General features: G+C 64.6%; 13 protein-coding genes. 9 read left to right on the top strand and 4 right to left on the bottom strand.

What is annotated here, in order from left to right; translation table 11 throughout:
- Complete coding sequence (locus tag CH286_RS15935; protein WP_094609736.1) at positions 1-792, bottom strand: enoyl-CoA hydratase/isomerase family protein; 792 nt, start codon at positions 790-792, stop codon at positions 1-3.
- Between the two features lie 89 nt (positions 793-881).
- Between CH286_RS15935 and CH286_RS15930 the strand changes: the two genes are divergently transcribed.
- Positions 882-2027 carry an acyl-CoA dehydrogenase family protein gene (locus CH286_RS15930; protein ID WP_032396497.1) on the top strand — a complete coding sequence of 382 codons (1146 nt, stop codon included), beginning with the start codon at positions 882-884 and terminating at the stop codon, positions 2025-2027.
- A 97-nt stretch (positions 2028-2124) separates the two neighbouring features.
- On the opposite strand, the gene CH286_RS15925 is transcribed toward CH286_RS15930, so the two are convergent.
- The 3 genes from CH286_RS15925 to CH286_RS15915 all read right to left on the bottom strand — a co-directional run bounded on the left by CH286_RS15925 (position 2125) and on the right by CH286_RS15915 (position 4749).
- A complete protein-coding gene (locus CH286_RS15925; protein WP_032403833.1) occupies positions 2125-3579 on the bottom strand; it encodes a DHA2 family efflux MFS transporter permease subunit in 1455 nt (484 codons plus the stop codon).
- Positions 3576-4238 carry a PadR family transcriptional regulator gene (locus tag CH286_RS15920; RefSeq protein ID WP_249305341.1) on the bottom strand — a complete coding sequence of 221 codons (663 nt, stop codon included), beginning with the start codon at positions 4236-4238 and terminating at the stop codon, positions 3576-3578. The genes CH286_RS15925 and CH286_RS15920 overlap by 4 nt, the downstream gene beginning before the upstream one ends.
- Before the next feature lie 307 nt (positions 4239-4545).
- Entirely contained in the window at positions 4546-4749 is a 204-nt protein-coding gene (locus CH286_RS15915; RefSeq protein WP_008714360.1) for a cold-shock protein, read from the bottom strand.
- A gap of 173 nt (positions 4750-4922) precedes the next feature.
- Between CH286_RS15915 and CH286_RS15910 the strand changes: the two genes are divergently transcribed.
- The 8 genes from CH286_RS15910 to CH286_RS15875 all read left to right on the top strand — a co-directional run bounded on the left by CH286_RS15910 (position 4923) and on the right by CH286_RS15875 (position 18249).
- The gene (locus CH286_RS15910) at positions 4923-5666 is read left to right on the top strand and encodes a GNAT family N-acetyltransferase (protein ID WP_094609693.1); all 744 of its coding nucleotides are present in this window, start codon (positions 4923-4925) and stop codon (positions 5664-5666) included.
- Positions 5667-5732: 66 nt separating this feature from the next.
- Positions 5733-6749: a glutathione S-transferase family protein gene (locus CH286_RS15905; protein ID WP_094609692.1), complete on the top strand. Its 1017-nt coding sequence runs from the start codon at positions 5733-5735 to the stop codon at positions 6747-6749.
- A 30-nt stretch (positions 6750-6779) separates the two neighbouring features.
- A complete protein-coding gene (locus tag CH286_RS15900) occupies positions 6780-7499 on the top strand; it encodes a hypothetical protein (protein ID WP_037153347.1) in 720 nt (239 codons plus the stop codon).
- 43 nt (positions 7500-7542) lie between these two features.
- A complete protein-coding gene (locus CH286_RS15895; protein WP_094609691.1) occupies positions 7543-8382 on the top strand; it encodes an LLM class F420-dependent oxidoreductase in 840 nt (279 codons plus the stop codon).
- A gap of 110 nt (positions 8383-8492) precedes the next feature.
- Positions 8493-9605, top strand: a complete 1113-nt coding sequence (locus CH286_RS15890; RefSeq protein ID WP_094609735.1) for an ABC transporter ATP-binding protein — start codon at positions 8493-8495, stop codon at positions 9603-9605.
- Positions 9602-10372, top strand: a complete 771-nt coding sequence (locus tag CH286_RS15885; RefSeq protein ID WP_032403829.1) for an ABC transporter permease — start codon at positions 9602-9604, stop codon at positions 10370-10372. The genes CH286_RS15890 and CH286_RS15885 overlap by 4 nt, the downstream gene beginning before the upstream one ends.
- A 231-nt stretch (positions 10373-10603) precedes the next feature.
- The gene (locus tag CH286_RS15880; RefSeq protein ID WP_255182673.1) at positions 10604-14332 is read left to right on the top strand and encodes an ABC transporter ATP-binding protein; all 3729 of its coding nucleotides are present in this window, start codon (positions 10604-10606) and stop codon (positions 14330-14332) included.
- A gap of 110 nt (positions 14333-14442) precedes the next feature.
- The gene (locus CH286_RS15875; RefSeq protein WP_094609690.1) at positions 14443-18249 is read left to right on the top strand and encodes a multifunctional oxoglutarate decarboxylase/oxoglutarate dehydrogenase thiamine pyrophosphate-binding subunit/dihydrolipoyllysine-residue succinyltransferase subunit; all 3807 of its coding nucleotides are present in this window, start codon (positions 14443-14445) and stop codon (positions 18247-18249) included.
- Positions 18250-18471: the final 222 nt, after the last annotated feature.

Here is an 18471-nt window from a genome sequence, read left to right as displayed (position 1 = left end):
CTACTTGCCCGTGTACGTCGCCTTACCCGGGCCGACCTCGAGGAAGCTCGCGACCGCGCCGCGCAGATCCTCGGTCTCGAACAGAGCGCCCGAGACCTCCGAGGTGATCTCGTCCGCGTGGGCCACGCCACCGGAACGCGACGCTGCCACAATCTGTTTGGTTGCCGCGTGCGCGACGGTGGGGCCGTCGGCCAGTCGATGGGTCAGCGCGAGCGCCGCAGCGTCGACGTCGTCGTGGATCTGATTGACCACGCCCCACTCCTTCAGCGTCTGCGCGTCGTACAGATCTCCGGTCATGACGAGCTCGCGAGCCCGACCCGAACCGGCTCGCTCGGCCAGACGCTGCGGTCCACCCATCGACGGCGTCAGACCGACGACGGTCTCGACCAGACCGAACTTCGCCTTCGGTCCGGCCAGGATGATGTCGCAGGCCAACGAGATCTCGAACGCCGCAGTGAGCGTCAACCCGTGCGCGGCGTAGATCACCGGGCACGGCAGCGCCTCGAGTGGATGCGCGATGCTTGCGAACAAACCACGCCACAGATCGGCACCCTGCGCAGCGGACAGGCCCTGGAACACGTGCACGTCGACGCCTGCCGAGTTGACCTTGCCCTCGGCGCGCAGCAGCACTGCACGAGGCGGACTCGCGACGAGATCGGCGACGTTCGCGGCCACTGCATCGAACATTGCCTGATCGAAGAGGTTGAGCGGACCGTGATCGAAGGTGAGCACAGCGATCTCTGCGCCGGCATCGGTGGTGGATCGAACGAGCGAAGTGGGTGCGTCAGCCATGGTTCGCATAGTGCCACACCCGTCTCGGGCGGTTGTTACCAGCGAGTATTGTGCGCAGGTAAGTCACCGTTACCGAGAGGAACACATACATGAAGCGCAGCCTGTTCGAGGCCGATCACGAGGACTTCCGTGCATCGGTGCGCGAGTTCGTCACCCGAACCATCACCCCGGTCGAGGAGAAGCTCGTCGAACAGCGGTACATCGACCGCGAGATCTGGCTCGAAGCGGGACGCAACGGCTTCCTCGGGCTCGAAGTACCGGAGGAATACGGCGGCAGTGGAGCGGAGGACTACCGATTCAACGCCGTCCTCGCCGAGGAACTCGCCCGCTCGAGTGCCGCGGTGGCGTCGTGCTTCGGTATTCATGTCGACATCGTGGCTCCGTATCTCGTCAAGCTCACCACCGAGGAGCAGAAGAAGCGCTGGCTGCCCGGCTTCTGCAGCGGCGAGATCCTCACCGCGATCGCCATGACCGAGCCGTCCGGTGGCTCCGACCTGGCCGCGCTGAAGACCACCGCCGTCAAGGACGGCGACGACTTCATCATCAACGGCTCCAAGACCTTCATCACCAACGGCAACTCGGCCGATCTCGTCATCGTCGCCACCCGCACGACGCCGGAGAAGAAGGCCAAGGGCATCACGCTCTTCGCCGTCGAGAACGGTACCGAAGGGTTCTCTCGCGGCCGCAAGCTCGACAAGGTCGGTCAGCCCGAATCCGACACCGCCGAATTGTTCTTCGAGAACGTGCGGGTACCGAGCTCGAACATGATCGGCGAATTCGACGGCGGCTTCATCCACATGATGCAGCTGCTCCCCCAGGAACGCATCAGCTGCTCGGTGGCCAACCTCGGACACGTCCGCCCCATTTTGGAGGAGACGCTGCAGTACGCCAAGGACCGCAAGGCCTTCGGTCAGCAGATCGGCTCGTTGCAGTGGAACAAGTTTCTGCTCGCCGAGCTCGTCACCAAACTCGATGTGGCACAGGCGTACATCGACAACTGCATTGCCGCGCACGGAATCGGTGAGCTGACGGCCATCGACGCCGCCAAGGCCAAGTGGTGGAGCTCGCAGGTGCAGAACGAGATTCTCGACCACTGCGTCCAGCTGCACGGCGGCTACGGATTCATGAACGAATACCGCGCCGCCCGTGCCTGGAAAGACGCTCGCGTGACCAAGATCTGGGCCGGATCGAACGAAATCATGAAGGAACTGATCGGCCGGGATCTGGGCCTGTAGTGCACTTCGCGTAGGAGTGGAGCCTGCGGAACGACCCGATGAGCAGTGGTGCGGTCAGGTGCCTTGGAAGGCGCATGACCGCACCACTGCCAGGCACTTACTTGAACGCAGGCCGGGCGTAGAAGCAGACGGCGATCATGCCGACGATCAGCACGGCGGCGGGCAGAATCAGCGACTGCGACATGGCGGTGGTGAATCCGTCGCGCAGCATCTCCGGGACGCGGCCGGCGAATTCGTTTGCCCCCGAAGCTGATCCACCGCTGGGTAGTTCGGCGGCCAAGCGCGATTGGATGAGCGCGCCGATGCCGGCGCTACCGAGTACCGAGCCGATCATTCGGGTGGTGTTGTAGATGCCCGAGCCCGCGCCCGCCTGACTCATCGGCAGATTGCGGGTTGCCGTGGCCGCCAACGGAGACCAGATCAGCGCGTTCGCCACACCCATCGCCGCGATGGGCAGAAGCAGCCTCCAGATCGCGGTGGTGGGTGTCATCTCGTACGCGAACCACAGCAGCGCGGCCGCGAGGATGAACAATCCGGATCCAGCGATGTAGCGGGGATGCGTCTTGTCCACGAGCTTGCCGACATTGGGCGCGAGGATTCCGGTGAGCAGGGCCATCGGCACGAACAGCAACGCCGATCGGGTAGGCGTCAAACCGGTGACACTCTGCGCGTAGAACATGATCGGCAGCATCATGCCGGACATCGCGAAGCCCATGGCTGCAATACCGATGTTGGACAGCGAGAAGTTCCGGTCGCGGAACAGTGCCAAAGGCACCAGCGGCTCGTTCTTGTTCACGGACTGCCAGTAGACGAACCCCGCGAAGACGAGCAACCCCACACCGATGAGGATCCAGACGCCGGTACCCCAGTCGTACTTCTGACCTTCCTGGATGCCGAAGACGATGCAGAAGAGTCCGACGGCACTGAGGGCAACGCCCAGTAGATCGAACTTGTGATCGTGGGTCGGCAACACCGGAACGAACTTCAGCGCCAACGCAATTGCGATAATTCCGACCGGCACGTTGATGAAGAAGATCCACTCCCAGCCGAGCGAGTCGACCAGCACACCGCCGAGAATCGGCCCGACGAGCGTCGCGACGCCTGCGACTGCGCCCCATGCTCCCATCGCAGTTCCGCGCTTCTCCGCCGGAAACACACGAGTGATCACGGCCATCGTCTGCGGGGTGATCATCGCTGCGCCGAGACCCTGAACCGCACGCGCCGCGATGAGCATCTCGATCGACCCCGACAGTCCACACCATACGGACGCGAGGGTGAAGAGCACGAGGCCGGCGATGTACAGGTTCTTCGGGCCGAACTTGTCACCCATCCGACCCGTGACCAGCAGTGGAACGGCATAGGCCAGGAGGTACGCACTGGTGACCCAGATGACGTTGTTGATGTCCGTGTTCAGACCGGCGAGAATCGCGGGCTGAGCGACGGCCACGATGGTGGTGTCCACCAGAATCATGAAGAAGCCGAGGCACAGCGCCCACAGGGCGGGCCACGGTCTGATGTCGTTGTGCAACGGCGCGGTCTCGACGGCGTTCATAGCGTTCTCCTAGTTCCCCGAGGCGTCGGGGTCGTGTGGCAGTGCCCCGAGGTGTCGGGGTCGTGTGGTCGGTGCCGATCGGTCAGGGTGGTGTGCTGTGCGGAAATGGCATGCGGCCACTCGAGCTCGCCGCTGTCGAGGCGATCGATGTAGCTCGTCAACCACTTCACTTCAGCGGCCAGCATGTGGTAGGTGTAATCGATTCCAGCCCAGTAGATTTCGGACGTCTTACGTTCTCGCGCCAGGCGCTGAAATCCGGACAGTTCCTCGATTTCTCGAGCCAGGTCTTCGATTCGCGCACGGAGCAAAGCGATCGCCTCGGACGCCGGGAGGTTGTGCATCTCGGACAGGCCGAGGGTGAACTGTGGATATTCGCGCACCGGGGAACGAAGGATCTCGGCGAGCCGATCGACGAGGACCCGCCGGCCCGCGGGGGTGATCTCGTAGGTCGTGCGCTCGGGACGATTTCCCCCGCGGTCGGTTCCGACCTCGGCGATCAACTCCTGCCCGTGAAGTCGAGCGACCGCGTGATACAGCGAACCGGGACGGATCTTCACGATCCGGTCCTCTTTGCGCTCGAGAAGGAGCTGATACATCTCGTAGGGATGCATCGGCGCCTCCGAGAGCAGGGCGAGGACCGAGACCCCCAGCGGATTCACTGCATCCCCTCGCATCGACCCCCCCATCTGGATATCCCAATCGAATTATTCCAGTTGGAATATACGGTCATGGTCCTACGAAGAGCAACCCGGACAATGCTCTGACCTGGGTATCAATCGGACATACAGCGCACAATGCCCTATCGAGCGCGTAAGGGACACCGACCGTAGCCGATGTCCCGTTCGAACAGACGAAGGCCGGATACTCGGAATTTCTTCCGTGTATCCGGCCTTGTCACCGAGTTTCTGGTGGAGATTACTTCGAGAAGGTCACTCCGCCAGGAGAAATCGGGTTACGAAGCTTGAATCAGATGGCGCGGACGCCGGTAGCCTGGGGGCCCTTCTGACCCTGGCCCACCTCGAACTCCACGCGCTGGCCCTCGTCGAGCGACTTGAAGCCGCTACCCTGAATCTCCGAGTAATGAACGAAAACGTCCGGTCCGCCACCATCCTGCTCGATGAAGCCGAAGCCCTTTTCGCCGTTGAACCACTTCACACTGCCCTGCGTCATTCTGTAAACCTTCTGTAAGCGAGCTAGATCTTCACGTCGAAGCTCTAATCTCAAATGCGAGTCTGCCATCTATCGGCGCTGAGCGAAACACCGGGGGCAAAAAAGTTCGAAAGATTGCTTTTGGACGGTGAAACCAGAACGTCGCCCACGGGCTCGATAGCTAGTCTCGACACGTGGATTTCCCCCTTTTCGACGCCGGCCGGTTCGACTCCCACAAACTCGACATCGTTCGCCTGGCCTGGTGTCGACAACTGGGCCTGGACGACACGGCTCTCGGCACCGACGCCGACCGCGTCGAACATCTCGTTTCGACGGACAACGTCACCGTGTTGTCACTGGCCGGGACCACCGTGATTGCAGGGCCGTCCTGGGCGGTGGATGCCTCCCGCTCGATCACCGGCCGCCCCGGTGCGGACCGAACCTGGGTGTCCTCGCTACTCGGAGACCGCTCGGCGCACTACGAGATCGGCACGCACTCGCTGGCGTACGGCTCGGACATCGGCCATTCCATCGATGTGCACGATCCGCTGATATCGCACGATGCTGTGCACGTCCGCAACCTGGCGGCGAAGTGCGACGATGCCGACGTTGCCGAGGCCTTCGGAGAATCGGTTTCGCGGAATTGGTTCACGCTCCTCGGCGACGACAGGCCCGCAGACTCGGCGCACTCGCTCGCCTCAGCCGGTTATTCGGAAGAGCAGCTGATTCTGGCCGACATGCGTGTCCTGACCGACCCGGATCATCGCCGACGGGGTCACGCTCAGGTGGTCGGCCGACTGGCTACCAACGACGCCATCGACGAGGGCTTGATCCCGCAGTGGCGCTCGCGACCCGAGAACTCCATTGCCCGACGCCTCGCCGCGCGGCTGGGATACACCGAACTGGGCGTGTGCCACACAGCTGTGGTTCGAGCCTGACCCGGTTGAGGAGGCTCCGAACTGGGTAGCGTCGGAAGGAACCAGTCGAGGTGAGGAGCAACAAGCATGGCCGATGACGCCGCGTACGTGGAACCGGGCAAGGAATTCAAGAGGGACACGAACTACATTCCGACGCGGATCACCGCCGACGGCCGGGACGGTTATCCGGTGGAGCCGGGACGGTATCGCCTGATTGCTGCGCGCGCCTGTCCGTGGGCTCATCGGTCCATCATCGTGCGTCGACTGCTGGGGCTCGAAGATGTTCTCTCCCTGGGCATTCCGGGGCCTACCCACGACCCGCGCAGTTGGAACTTCCAGGAAGAGCCCGGCGGGATCGATTCGGTTCTGAAAATCGAGAGGCTGCAGGACGCCTACTTCGCCCGGTTCCCGGACTACGAGCGCGGCGTCACTGTCCCCGCCATCGTCGATGTCCCTACCGGCGAGGTCGTGACCAACGACTACCCGCAGATCACGCTGGATCTGTCGACCGAGTGGACGCAGTACCACCGAGACGGTGCCCCTGATCTGTACCCCGAAGCACTGCGCGGCGAGATCGACGAGGTCGCTGATCTGGTCTTCGAGGACGTCAACAACGGTGTCTACCGCTGTGGATTCGCCGGATCGCAGGAGGCATACGACAAGGCCTACGACCGCCTGTTCGCGCGCCTCGACTGGCTCGTCGAACGCCTGTCCACGCAGCGTTACCTCGTCGGAGACCACATCACCGAAGCCGACGTACGCCTGTTCACCACCCTGGTGCGCTTCGATCCCGTCTACCACGGCCACTTCAAGTGCAACCGAAGCAAACTCAGCGAGATGCCGGTGCTCTGGAACTACGCACGCGATCTCTTCCAGACCCCCGGGTTCGGCGACACCGTGGACTTCGACCACATCAAGCGGCACTACTACGAGGTGCACCGCGACATCAACCCGTCGGGCATCGTGCCCAAGGGCCCGGACCTACAGGGCTGGCTGGAGCCGCACGGGCGGGAATCACTGGGCGGATCGCCCTTCGGCGACGGCACCGCTCCCCCACCGCCGAAGCCGGACGAGCTCGTACCGGCAACTCACTGGGTGCACTGACCCGCAACTCTCGACGAGAAAAGAGGACCCATGGCCGGCAAGAAAGACGACGCGCAGGTCGAGGTCTCGAACGGTGGCAGGCTCGAACGCGCGTTGGTCAACATTCTCGACAACGCCAGCCGCCTGCAGGGGCCTGCCGTCGACAAGTACGTGGCGCACGTGCGTCGGGCACACCCGTACGACACGCCCGCACAGATCATCGAACGCCTGGAGAAGCGATTCCTGCTCGCGGTTACCGGCAGCGGTTCCGCAGTGGGCGGTGCTGCGGCCGTACCCGGCATAGGAACTGCCGCCTCGCTCGCCGCAGTGGGTGCCGAAACCGCCTTCTTCATCGAGTCCTCTGCACTACTGACGTTGTCGGTCGCGTCCGTGCACGGCATCCCCGTCGAGAACCACCAGCAGCGACGGGCATTGGTGCTGTCGGTTGCTCTGGGCGAATCGGGAATGCAGATCGTGCAGCGCACGGTGGGCAAGACCGCCAAGAACTGGGGACCGCTGATCACGTCCCGCATCCCCGGCGGCGCGATGACCAGCATGAACAAATCCCTCGTGAAGAAGTTCATCACCAAGTACCTCGCCAAACGCAGCGCGCTGCTGGTCGGCAAGATGCTGCCCGCCGGAATCGGTGCGGCGATCGGCGGTGCAGGAAACCGCGCCGTCGGTAAGGGCGTCATCAAGAATGCCCGGGAGGCATTCGGTCCACCGCCCGCGCGGTTCCCGGAAAATCGGATCATCGAGCCGGACGAGTGAGAATGCGCGGAATCTTCGCGGGCGTGAGGCGTTGACACCGAACATGACTTCCACACCTGAACTCGGCAAGTACGGCGTCTGGCGACTTCATTCGGCATTCACCCCCGAACTGTCGCGAGCGATCGAATCCTTCGGCTACGGAACGATCTGGCTCGGCGGCTCACCGCCGGCCGATCTGACCACCACGGAGGAGATACTCGACGCCACCGAGACGGTGGTCGTGGCAACCGGCATCGTCAACATCTGGTCGGACGCAGCCGCCGACGTCGCGCAGTCGTATCACCGGTTGGAGAAGAAGCATCCGGGACGGTTCCTCCTCGGAATCGGTGCCGGCCACCCGGAGGCAACGCAGGAATACACCAAGCCGTACGACGCTCTGGTGGCATATCTGGACGAGCTCGACACCGCAGGAGTGCCGGTGGAGCGACGCGTCCTCGCCGCGCTCGGCCCCAAGGTTCTTGCGCTCGCCGCCGACCGCACGGCCGGTGCGCATCCGTACCTGACCACCCCCGAGCACACCCGTGAGGCGCGGGAAGCATTGGGGCCGAACAAGATTTTGGCACCCGAGCACAAGGTGGTTCTCGAATCCGACCCACAGAAGGCCCGAGCAATCGGCCGACCACCGGTGAACAACCCCTATCTTCACCTCCGCAACTACACCAACAATCTGAACCGGCTCGGCTACTCGGACGACGAGATCGGGGACGGTGGCAGCGACCGGCTGATCGACGCTCTGGTGGCGCACGGCACGGCCGACGCGATCGCCGCACGATTGAGGGAACACCTCGCCGCGGGCGCGTCCCACGTGACACTGCACTCTCTTCCCGACGACGCCGATCCGCTCGAGACCTACCGCGACATCGCCGCCGCGCTGCTTCGCTGACACAGGGGCCGCACCCGCGACGACGTCGGTCTCACCCCGTAGCCTCGTGTACCGGTTGCCGCGTGCAACCGGTACACGTGCAGTTCGACGGCCAGGGGGATTCCGCAGCGATGACCAGCTACTCGGGAGCAGCGCTGGAAGCGCAGGCACTGACCAAGCAATTCGGCACAGTTCGGGCGGTGTCGGACCTGAGCTTCGTCGTTCCGCGCGGCACCGTCACCGGATTCCTCGGTCCCAACGGATCGGGTAAGACCACCACGCTGCGCATGCTGCTCGGGCTCGTGGCACCCACCTCGGGGATCGGTCTCGTGAACGGCGCACCGTTCGGTGCAGCAACACACCCGGCCCACACAGTGGGAGCCGTTCTCGACTCGCTGAGCATGCACCCCAAACGGAGCGCCGCTCATCACCTGAAGATCTACACCGCGGCGATCGGCGTGCCCGACAGCCGCGCCCTCGACGTGCTGCACCTGGTCGGCCTCGGCGATGCCGCCCACCGCCCCGCAGGCGGCTTCTCACTCGGCATGCGGCAGCGTCTGACGTTGGCGACAGCCCTGCTCGGAGACCCCGAAATCCTCGTGCTCGACGAACCGGCGAACGGTCTCGACCCCGAGGGCATCGCCTGGCTCCGCGATTTCCTGAAGGCATTCGCGGCCTCGGGGCGGACGGTACTGATCTCGAGTCACATTCTTCGTGAAATCGAGCAGACCGTCGACAATCTGGTGATAGTCAGCGCCGGCTCGTTGATGTATCAGGGCTCGATCGCACAGTTGCGGTCCACCCGCCCGAGCCGTGTGCTCGTGGCGGCATCGGACCCGGCGACACTGGCGATCGCATTGGCATCGAACGGCCTCAACGACACCCAGCTCCTGCCCGACGGCCGCATCGGCGTCGCAGGCACCGACGCGGCCACGATCACACGTATCGCCGCAACCGCCGATGTCACGGTGTTCGGAACCACCGCAGAGCACGTCGATCTCGAGCAGGTGTTCCTGTCGATGACGGCGGGGCAGTACACCGCGGCACCGGTCGGTCAGAATCCGTACGGGCCGCCGCCGGGACAACCGCAGGGTTATGCACAACCGCCGAACTACGGTCCGCCGCAGAGCTACGGCCCGCCTCCGGGTTACGGCCCACCTCCGGGGTACGGCCCACCTCCGGGGTACGGCCCACCTCCGCCCGAATACGGACCGCCGCAGAACTGGAACGGAGGCCGGCGATGAATGCGCTGCTGACGTCGGAGATCCGCAAGGTCACGACGCTGAAGTTCTGGTGGGCACTCGCGATCGCGCCGATCGTCGTCGGAATCTTCGCGTCCGTCATCACCTCGGTGATCGCGAACCAGTTGGGTCCGTACGAGGAGGACCTCGATATCTCGGGTGGTGTCGCCTCGATCGGCCTGTACGTCGCCGCCGGAGCCGCAATCCTCTTCGCCGGGATCTTCGGTGCCGTCAATGCCGGGACCGAGTTTCGCCACAAGACCATCACCACCAGCTTCTTGACGGCCCGCGGCCGCGACGGGGTGATCGCCGCCAAACTCATCGTCACCGCTCTGTTCGGACTCGGGTACGGCCTGGTCGTACTGCTGGCAAGCCTGATCTGTCTGCTGATCTTCAACGACCGGACCGTGATGCTCGACGGCCCGTTCATCGGTGTGGTCGCGTCGTGCCTGCTGGCCGTCGTGCTGTGGTCGATCATCGGTGCGGGGCTGGGCCTGCTGCTCAAATCTCCGACGTGGGCGGCCATCGTGCTCGTCGCCTGGCTGCCGTTCGGCGAGGGTCTGCTCTCGCTGATCCTCTTCGGGGTGGGGTTGGGACCTGTTGCCACCGTGCTGCCGTCGAACCTGACCCTGCCGACGATGGCGGCCACACAATTGGACGACGCCGGCGATCTGGCGTCGTGGCCATGGGCACCGCTCGGGCTCGCATTGTGGGCCGCGATCCTCACCGGCGGCGGCTGGTTTCTGGCCCGCACCCGCGACATCGACTGAGGTCGGAACCGGTACCCGCGATCGCCGACGAATGCTGTCGGTGATCGGGTCTACTTTGGTTTATCGATGGCACACAGTAATTCGGTGACGAACCGCGGCGCGGCAGTTGATCGCGACGCGGCGAACAACGGCACCCTCGTCGAGTCCGTTCCGCCACGTGATGATGTCCCGGCCGACAGCGCAGCGTCGAGCGCCCCACGTGGTTGGGTCCGCCGCCTGACAGCGCAATGCATGCTGCACCGGCGCACGGCGCTGGGCGCACTGGGTGTGACGATGATCGCCGCCGTCATCGACATCTCGTTCCCGCTGCTCACCAGAGTGGCGATCGACGACGCGACCGCCGGCAAAGGCGACGTGATTCTCACGGTCGCCGTCGCCATCGCACTGTTGGGTCTGGTGCGATTCGCCTGCCAGTTCGGCAGGCGCATGCTCGCCGGCAGGCTCTCGATCGACGTTCAGCACGATCTACGTCTGGATCTGCTTGCATCGTTGCAGCGGCTCGACGGTCGCAAACAGGACGAGATCCGTACCGGCCAGGTCGTGTCGAGATCGATCACCGACCTGCAACTCGTCCAGGGTCTACTGGCCATGGTGCCGCTCTCGGCCGGAGCGATACTGCAGTTCGTCCTCGCCCTGGTGGTGATGGCGTATCTATCGCCGTTGCTCACCGTCGTCGCAATCCTCATCGTTCCCGCGGTGAGCATCGTGGTCTACCGAATGCGGCCGACCCTCTTCGCCGCCACCTGGTCTGCTCAACAGCGTGCCGCCGATCTGGCGCAGCATGTCGAAGAGACCGTCACCGGGGTTCGAGTGGTCAAGGGCTTCGGTCAGGAAGCCCGCGCGGTCGATCGCATCGAACAGCTCGGTCGCACCTTGTTCGCCGAGCGCATGCGGTCGGCGAAGATCAACTCGCGGTTCGCGCCGTCGATGGCCACCATTCCGCAGCTCGGTCTCGTCGGAGTCATCGCCCTCGGCGGATACCTCGCGCTGCAGGGCCACATCACCATCGGCACGTTCCTGGCCTTCGCGACCTACGTCGCCACGCTGTCCGCCGTCACCAGGACCGTCTCGTCCGTGGTGATCATGGCCCAGCTCTCGCGCGCGGCCGTAGAACGCGTCTACGAGGTGGTCGACACCGAGCCGTCCGACCCGGAACCGGCGCGGCCTCTTCCGTTGCCCGACGGGCCTCTCGGGGTTCGAATCCGTGAGGTGACGTTCGGGTTCGAGCCCGAGCGGGACGTACTCACCGATCTGAGCCTGACCATCTCGCCCGGGGAGACCGTTGCCGTCGTCGGACATGCGGGTTCCGGGAAAACCGCACTCGCCCTCCTGCTGCCCCGCTTCTACCGCCCTGCCGAGGGGCACATCGAGCTGACGTCCGACGGCACTTCGATCGATATCGACGACCTCGACTCCACGTCACTGCGCGAGGCGGTGTCACTGGTGTTCGACGAGCCGTTTCTGTTCTCCGACACCATCGCCGCCAATATCGCCCTCGGCAGGCCCGACGCCACTGCCGACGACATCGAGCGCGCGGCGCGCCTGGCGCAGGCCTCCACCTTCATCGACGCATTGCCCGAGGGATACGACAGCCTGGTCGGCGAACGCGGGCTCACACTCTCCGGAGGACAGCGCCAGCGCATCGCCCTGGCGCGCGCATTGCTCGTGGAACCGCGAATTCTGATTCTCGACGACGCCACGTCCGCCGTCGACGCGGAAACCGAAGCTGCGATCTTCGACGCGTTGCGTGGTATCCGGACGCGGGCGACTCTCGTTCTCGCTCATCGCCGCTCGACCCTGACACTGGCCGACCGCGTCGCCGTGCTCGACAACGGTCGGATCATCGACACCGGGACGGTCGACGAACTCGACCGGCGCTGTCCGTTGTTCCGCGCACTCCTGGCCGGTGGCGACGACGAACCGGGCACCGAGCCGGCCCACGACCCGATCGAGCAGCCCTCTGCCGAGACGCTGTGGCCCGAGACCGCGCCTGAATCGTCGGCCGAGCCCAACAGCGTCGCAGCGCCAGGAGGCGGCGGTGGGCACGGAACTGCGATGGCGGGGGCGTTCGGCTCGCTGGCACCGACACCCGCCATATCCGCGGCCGTCGCGGCCCTGCCTCCGGCAACCGAGGACCCGGCCGCATCGGGATCCGATCTCCGTCGACCCGATCCGGGATTCCGATTGTCGAGACTGCTCGGCCCGGTCCGGATCTTGCTCGCCGCCGTGGTCGTTCTGCTCGCACTCGACTCGTTGGCCTCCATCGCCTTTCCCTCACTCGTTCGCTACGCGGTGGACAGTGGAGTGGCGCGCGGAGACTCGAACACGCTGTGGATCGCCACGTCGATCGGCGTCGTACTGGCAGCGGCGAGTTGGTTCGTCGTCTGTTGGACGACGGTCATCACTGCGCGGGCAGGCGAGCGAGTGCTGTTCGGCCTCCGAGTTCGCAGCTACGCGCACATTCAGCGACTCGGCCTCGACTACTACGAGCGTGAGCTCTCGGGCCGCATCATGACTCGGATGACCACCGACGTCGATGCACTGTCGTCGTTCATCCAGACCGGGGCATCGACCGCTGTGGTGAGCGTGTTGACCGTCGTCGGTATCGCGGCCGCCCTGCTCGTCACGGACCTCACTCTCGGCCTGGTGGCCTTGGCGGTCGTGCCGCCCCTCGCCGTGGCCACCGTGATCTTCCGCCGGATCTCGTCGGCGGCGTACTCGACGTCCCGCGAGCGCATCTCGATCGTCAACGCCGACTTCCAGGAGAACGTCACGGGCCTGCGCGCCGCACAGGCGTACCGGCGTGAGGAGTACGCCGCATCCCGGTTCGCGGAACGCTCCGACCGTTACCGATCCAGCCGAATGCGCTCGCAGACCGCGATCTCGGTGTTCTTTCCGCTCATCACGTTGCTTTCCGACATCGCCCTCGCCGTCGTCGTGTTCGTCGGCGCACATCAGATCGCCACCGGCACCACCACCGCGGGCACCCTCGTGGCGTTCGTCCTGTATCTCGGACTGCTCTTCGGACCGATCCAGCAGCTTTCGCAGGTGTTCGACGGTTACCAGCAGGCACGGGTCGGCGTCGGACGCATCGGCGATCTGTTGCGCACCACGAGTTCGATCGAGACCGCCACGACCGCGAACACCACCGCGCTTCCCGGCGGACGCCTCCGTGCCGACATCGACCTCGTCGACGTCGGGTTTCGCTATGCCGGAGCACACTCCGACGCACTGAGTGAGGTATCTCTCACCATCCCGGCCGGCACCACTGTCGCATTGGTCGGGCGCACCGGAGCAGGCAAATCCACCGTGGTGAAACTGCTGGCCCGGTTCTACGATCCGACCTCCGGATCGGTGCGCGTCGGCGGAAACGATCTGCGCGACTATCGACTGTCCGACTATCGGCAACGACTGGGCGTCGTACCGCAGGAAGCGCACCTGTTCACCGGAACCGTCGCGTCGAACATCGCCTACGGCAGACCCGATGCCAGCCGCGCCGACATCGAGAACGCGGCTCGCTCGGTGGGCGCTCTGACCACCATCGCTGCACTTCGCGGCGGTATGAACCAACCCGTCGGAGAGCGCGGCCAGGGGCTCTCCGCAGGCCAACGGCAACTGATCGCGCTGGCGCGAGCCGAACTGGTCGACCCCGATCTGCTCCTCCTCGACGAGGCAACCGCCACGCTCGATCCGGCCACCGAACGCACCGTCCTCGCGGCGAGCAATGCCGTCGTTCGTACCCGCACAGCCGTGGTTGTCGCGCACCGATTGGCGACCGCCGCACGGGCAGATCTGATCGTCGTCGTAGACGGCGGACGTATCGTGGAGACTGGACGACATTCGGACCTTCGCGCCCAGGGCGGTTTCTACGCTCGGTTGTGGACTGCGGCCGAAACGAACCGGGGGAATAATTCGATAGTCCAAGGAGTCATCGACAACGAGGCCGATGGTTACCGGTGAGTACATATCACAGCTACGTCCCGGGCGCACGTGAGCTGGACCAAAGGTCTAGCCTGGACTTGTACGCGCGCTGAACGGGAACGAAGACAGAAACGAGGCGAACTACTGCCGTGAGCAGCAGCTCTACTACCCAATTCGGACAAAATCAATGGCTGGTCGACGAGATGTACCAGCGATTCAAGCAAGACCCTTCCTCCGTCGACGCGAGCTGGCACGAGTTCCTCACCGGTTACGACCCCGAGGCCGTGACCGACGAGACCGCCGGCAGCTCGAACGGTGCGTCCGGTAACGGCAACGGCGCAGCCTCGAACGGTAGTTCGGCCAAGTCCGCTCCCCCCGCAGCACCCGCGCCTCCCGCCAAGCCTGCCGCCTCGGCTCCGCAGAAGGACAGCACTCCCAAGGCCGACGCTCCGAAGGCTGCCCCGAAAGCCGCCGCCCCCAAGGCCGAGCCCGCAAAGCCTGCGGCCGCTGCACAGCCTGCCGAGAAGAAGGCCGCTCCGGCGAAGTCAGCCCCGGCAGCAGCCGAATTCGGTGAAGAGTCGAGCAAGATTCTGCGCGGCGCCGCCGCAGCGGTGGCGAAGAACATGTCCGCCTCGTTGCAGATTCCGACCGCGACCAGCGTGCGTGCAATCCCGGCCAAGCTCATGGTCGACAACCGCCTCGTGATCAACAACCATCTCGCTCGCACCCGCGGCGGCAAGATCTCGTTCACGCACCTGCTCGGCTACGCCATCGTGCAGGCCGTCAAGGCGTTCCCGAACATGAACCGCCACTTCGCCGAGGTCGACGGCAAGCCGAACGCCGTCACTCCGGCAGCGATCAACCTCGGTCTCGCGATCGACCTGCCCGGCAAGGACGGCAACCGTTCCCTCGTCGTCGCGGCCATCAAGAACACGCAGGACTTCACGTTCACGCAGTTCTACAACGCGTACGAGGACATCGTCCGTCGTGCTCGCGACGGCAAGCTCACCGGTGAGGACTTCCAGGGCGTCACCATCTCGCTGACCAACCCCGGTGGAATCGGAACCGTGCACTCGGTGCCGCGTCTGATGAACGGCCAGGGAGCCATCATCGGTGCAGGTGCCATGGAGTACCCGGCAGAGTTCCAGGGAGCCAGTGACGAGCGACTCGCCGAGTTCGGCGTCGGCAAGCTCATGACGCTGACCTCGACGTACGACCACCGCATCATTCAGGGTGCAGAGTCGGGCGACTTCCTCAAGACGATCCACAACCTGCTGATCAGCGACGAGTTCTACGACGAGCTGTTCCACTCGCTCAAGATCCCCTACGAGCCCATTCGCTGGCGCAAGGATCTGCCCGAGGGCACGGTCGACAAGAACACCCGCGTGCTCGAACTCATCGCGGCGTACCGCAACCGCGGTCACCTGATGGCCGACACCGATCCGTTGCAGTTCACCAAGGACAAGTTCCGGATGCACCCGGACCTCGACGTGATCAGCCACGACCTCACGCTGTGGGATCTCGACCGCGAATTCAAGGTCGGCGGATTCCACGGCAAGGACAAGATGAAGCTGCGGGACGTGCTCAGCGTTCTGCGCGACTCGTACTGCCGCCACGTGGGCGTCGAGTACACCCACATCCTCGAGACCGAGCAGGTCACCTGGTTGCAGGAGCGCGTCGAGGCCAAGCACGTCAAACCGACTGTGGCGCAACAGAAGTACATCCTGAGCAAGCTCAACGCAGCCGAGGCGTTCGAGACGTTCCTGCAGACCAAGTACGTCGGGCAGAAGCGCTTCTCGCTCGAAGGTGCCGAGTCGGTCATCCCGATGATGGACTCCGTCATCGACCAGAGCGCCGAGTACGCCCTCGACGAGGTCGTCATCGGTATGCCGCACCGCGGCCGACTGAACGTGCTCGCCAACATCGTCGGCAAGCCCTACTCGAAGATCTTCACCGAGTTCGAGGGCAACATGAACCCGGCCGCCGCACACGGCTCCGGCGACGTGAAGTACCACCTCGGTGCCGAGGGCACGTACATCCAGATGTTCGGTGACAACGACATCAAGGTCTCGCTCACCGCGAACCCGTCGCACCTCGAAGCCGTCGACCCGGTTCTCGAAGGCCTCGTCCGCGCCAAGCAGGACCTGCTGGACAAGGGCACCGGCCAGGGCGGCTACTCCGTCCTGCCGCTGATGCTGCACGGAGACGCTGCATTCGCAGGCCAGGGCGTCGTCGCCGAGACGCTGAACCTGTCCGATCTGCGGGGCTACCGCACCGGCGGCACCGTGCACATCGTCGTCAACAACCAGGTCGGCTTCACCACGTCACCGGAGTTCTCGCGTTCGTCCGAGTACTGCACCGATGTGGCGAAGATGATCGCCGCGCCGATCTTCCACGTCAACGGCGACGACCCCGAGGCCTGCGCCTGGGTGGCTCAGCTGGCGGTGGACTTCCGTCAGAAGTTCCACAAGGACGTCGTCATCGACATGATCTGCTACCGCCGTCGCGGCCACAACGAGGGCGACGACCCCTCGATGACGCAGCCGGCGATGTACGACGTCATCGACACCAAGCGCAGTGTCCGCAAGAGCTACACCGAATCGCTCATCGGCCGTGGAGACATCTCGCTCAAGGAAGCCGAGGACGCACTCCGCGACTACCAGGGCCAGCTCGAACGCGTCTTCAACGAGGTACGCGAACTCGAGAAGTACACCCCGGAGCCCAGCGAATCGGTCGAACTCGACCAGCAGTTGCCTGCCAAGCTCACCACGGCCGTCGACAAGGCCGTGCTGCACCGCATCGGCGATGCGCACCTCGACGTTCCCGATGGATTCAACGTGCACCCGCGCGTCAAGCCGGTGCTCGAGAAGCGTCGCGAGATGGCGCACGAGGGCAAGGTCGACTGGGCCTTCGGCGAACTGTTGGCGCTCGGATCGTTGGTCGACGAGGGGCGCAACATCCGCTTCTCCGGCCAGGACACCCGCCGCGGCACGTTCACCCAGCGTCACTCGGTGATCATCGACCGCAAGACCGGTGCCGAGTACACGCCGCTGCAGAACATCGGCAGCGACAACCCCGGCAAGTTCATGGTCTACGACTCCGCGCTCAGCGAGTTCGCAGCCGTCGGCTTCGAGTACGGCTACTCGGTGGGCAACCCGGACGCACTGGTGATGTGGGAAGCGCAGTTCGGCGACTTCGTCAACGGCGCGCAGTCCATCATCGACGAGTTCATCTCGTCCGGTGAAGCCAAGTGGGGCCAGCTCTCCGACGTCGTGCTGCTGCTGCCGCACGGCCACGAGGGTCAGGGTCCCGACCACACATCGGGACGCATCGAACGCTTCCTGACGCTGTGCGCCGAGGGCTCGATGACCGTCGCACTCCCCTCGACCCCCGCAAACTACTTCCACCTGCTGCGCAGGCATGCGCGCGACGGCATCCGTCGCCCGCTGATCGTCTTCACTCCGAAGTCGATGCTGCGCAACAAGGCAGCAGTGAGCAACATCGAGGACTTCACCGACGGCAAGTTCCACTCGGTGTTCGACGAGCCCACCTACGACACCGGCACCGGCGATCGCAGCGCGGTCAAGCGAGTGCTGATGGTCAGCGGCAAGCTCTACTACGAGCTCCTCGCTCGTAAGCAGAAGGACAACCGCGAAGACGTCGCGATCGTCCGCGTCGAGCAGCTCTACCCCGTGCCGGTCCGTCGTATCCGGGAAGCGCTCGAAAGCTACCCGAACGCAACGGAATTCCGTTGGGTTCAGGAAGAGCCTGCGAACCAGGGTGCATGGCCGTTCTTCGGTCTCGCACTGCCCGAGCTCATGCCCGAGAAGCTGGTCGGCATCAAGCGCATCTCGCGTCGCGCAATGTCCGCCCCGTCGTCGGGATCGAGCAAGGTGCACGCAGTCGAGCAACTCGAAATCATCGACGAGGCCTTCAAGGCAGTCGGCGAAGACTAGATCTCCGACAACGACAGCGGCCCACTTCTTCGGAAGTGGGCCGCTGTTGTCGTTCCTGGGCCCCCGTTCGCGTCAATGGACCCTTGCATACGTCTGAAGAGTGCAATGGTTCATTCACGCGCACCCCGGACACGAGTGAATGGACCCCTGCATACGTCTGAGCGGTGCAAGGGTCCATTGACGCGGGCGGGGGTGGAGCGCGGGCGGGACGTCGCGATGGGG

The organism is Rhodococcus sp. WWJCD1, assembly GCF_002258735.1.
Classification (GTDB): domain Bacteria; phylum Actinomycetota; class Actinomycetes; order Mycobacteriales; family Mycobacteriaceae; genus Rhodococcoides.
Note: the sequence above shows the minus strand (reverse complement) of the source record. Positions and strands in the feature narration are given on the sequence as shown.

Bases quoted from the DNA above. Each gene is read 5' to 3' on its own strand.
- CH286_RS15935 (WP_094609736.1), bottom strand. From the start codon at position 792: ATGGCTGACGCACCCACTTCGCTCGTTCGATCCACCACCGATGCCGGC.
- CH286_RS15930 (WP_032396497.1), top strand. From the start codon at position 882: ATGAAGCGCAGCCTGTTCGAGGCCGATCACGAGGACTTCCGTGCATCG.
- CH286_RS15925 (WP_032403833.1), bottom strand. From the start codon at position 3,579: ATGAACGCCGTCGAGACCGCGCCGTTGCACAACGACATCAGACCGTGG.
- CH286_RS15915 (WP_008714360.1), bottom strand. From the start codon at position 4,749: ATGACGCAGGGCAGTGTGAAGTGGTTCAACGGCGAAAAGGGCTTCGGC.
- CH286_RS15905 (WP_094609692.1), top strand. From the start codon at position 5,733: ATGGCCGATGACGCCGCGTACGTGGAACCGGGCAAGGAATTCAAGAGG.
- CH286_RS15900 (WP_037153347.1), top strand. From the start codon at position 6,780: ATGGCCGGCAAGAAAGACGACGCGCAGGTCGAGGTCTCGAACGGTGGC.
- CH286_RS15895 (WP_094609691.1), top strand. From the start codon at position 7,543: ATGACTTCCACACCTGAACTCGGCAAGTACGGCGTCTGGCGACTTCAT.
- CH286_RS15890 (WP_094609735.1), top strand. From the start codon at position 8,493: ATGACCAGCTACTCGGGAGCAGCGCTGGAAGCGCAGGCACTGACCAAG.
- CH286_RS15885 (WP_032403829.1), top strand. From the start codon at position 9,602: ATGAATGCGCTGCTGACGTCGGAGATCCGCAAGGTCACGACGCTGAAG.
- CH286_RS15880 (WP_255182673.1), top strand. From the start codon at position 10,604: ATGCTGCACCGGCGCACGGCGCTGGGCGCACTGGGTGTGACGATGATC.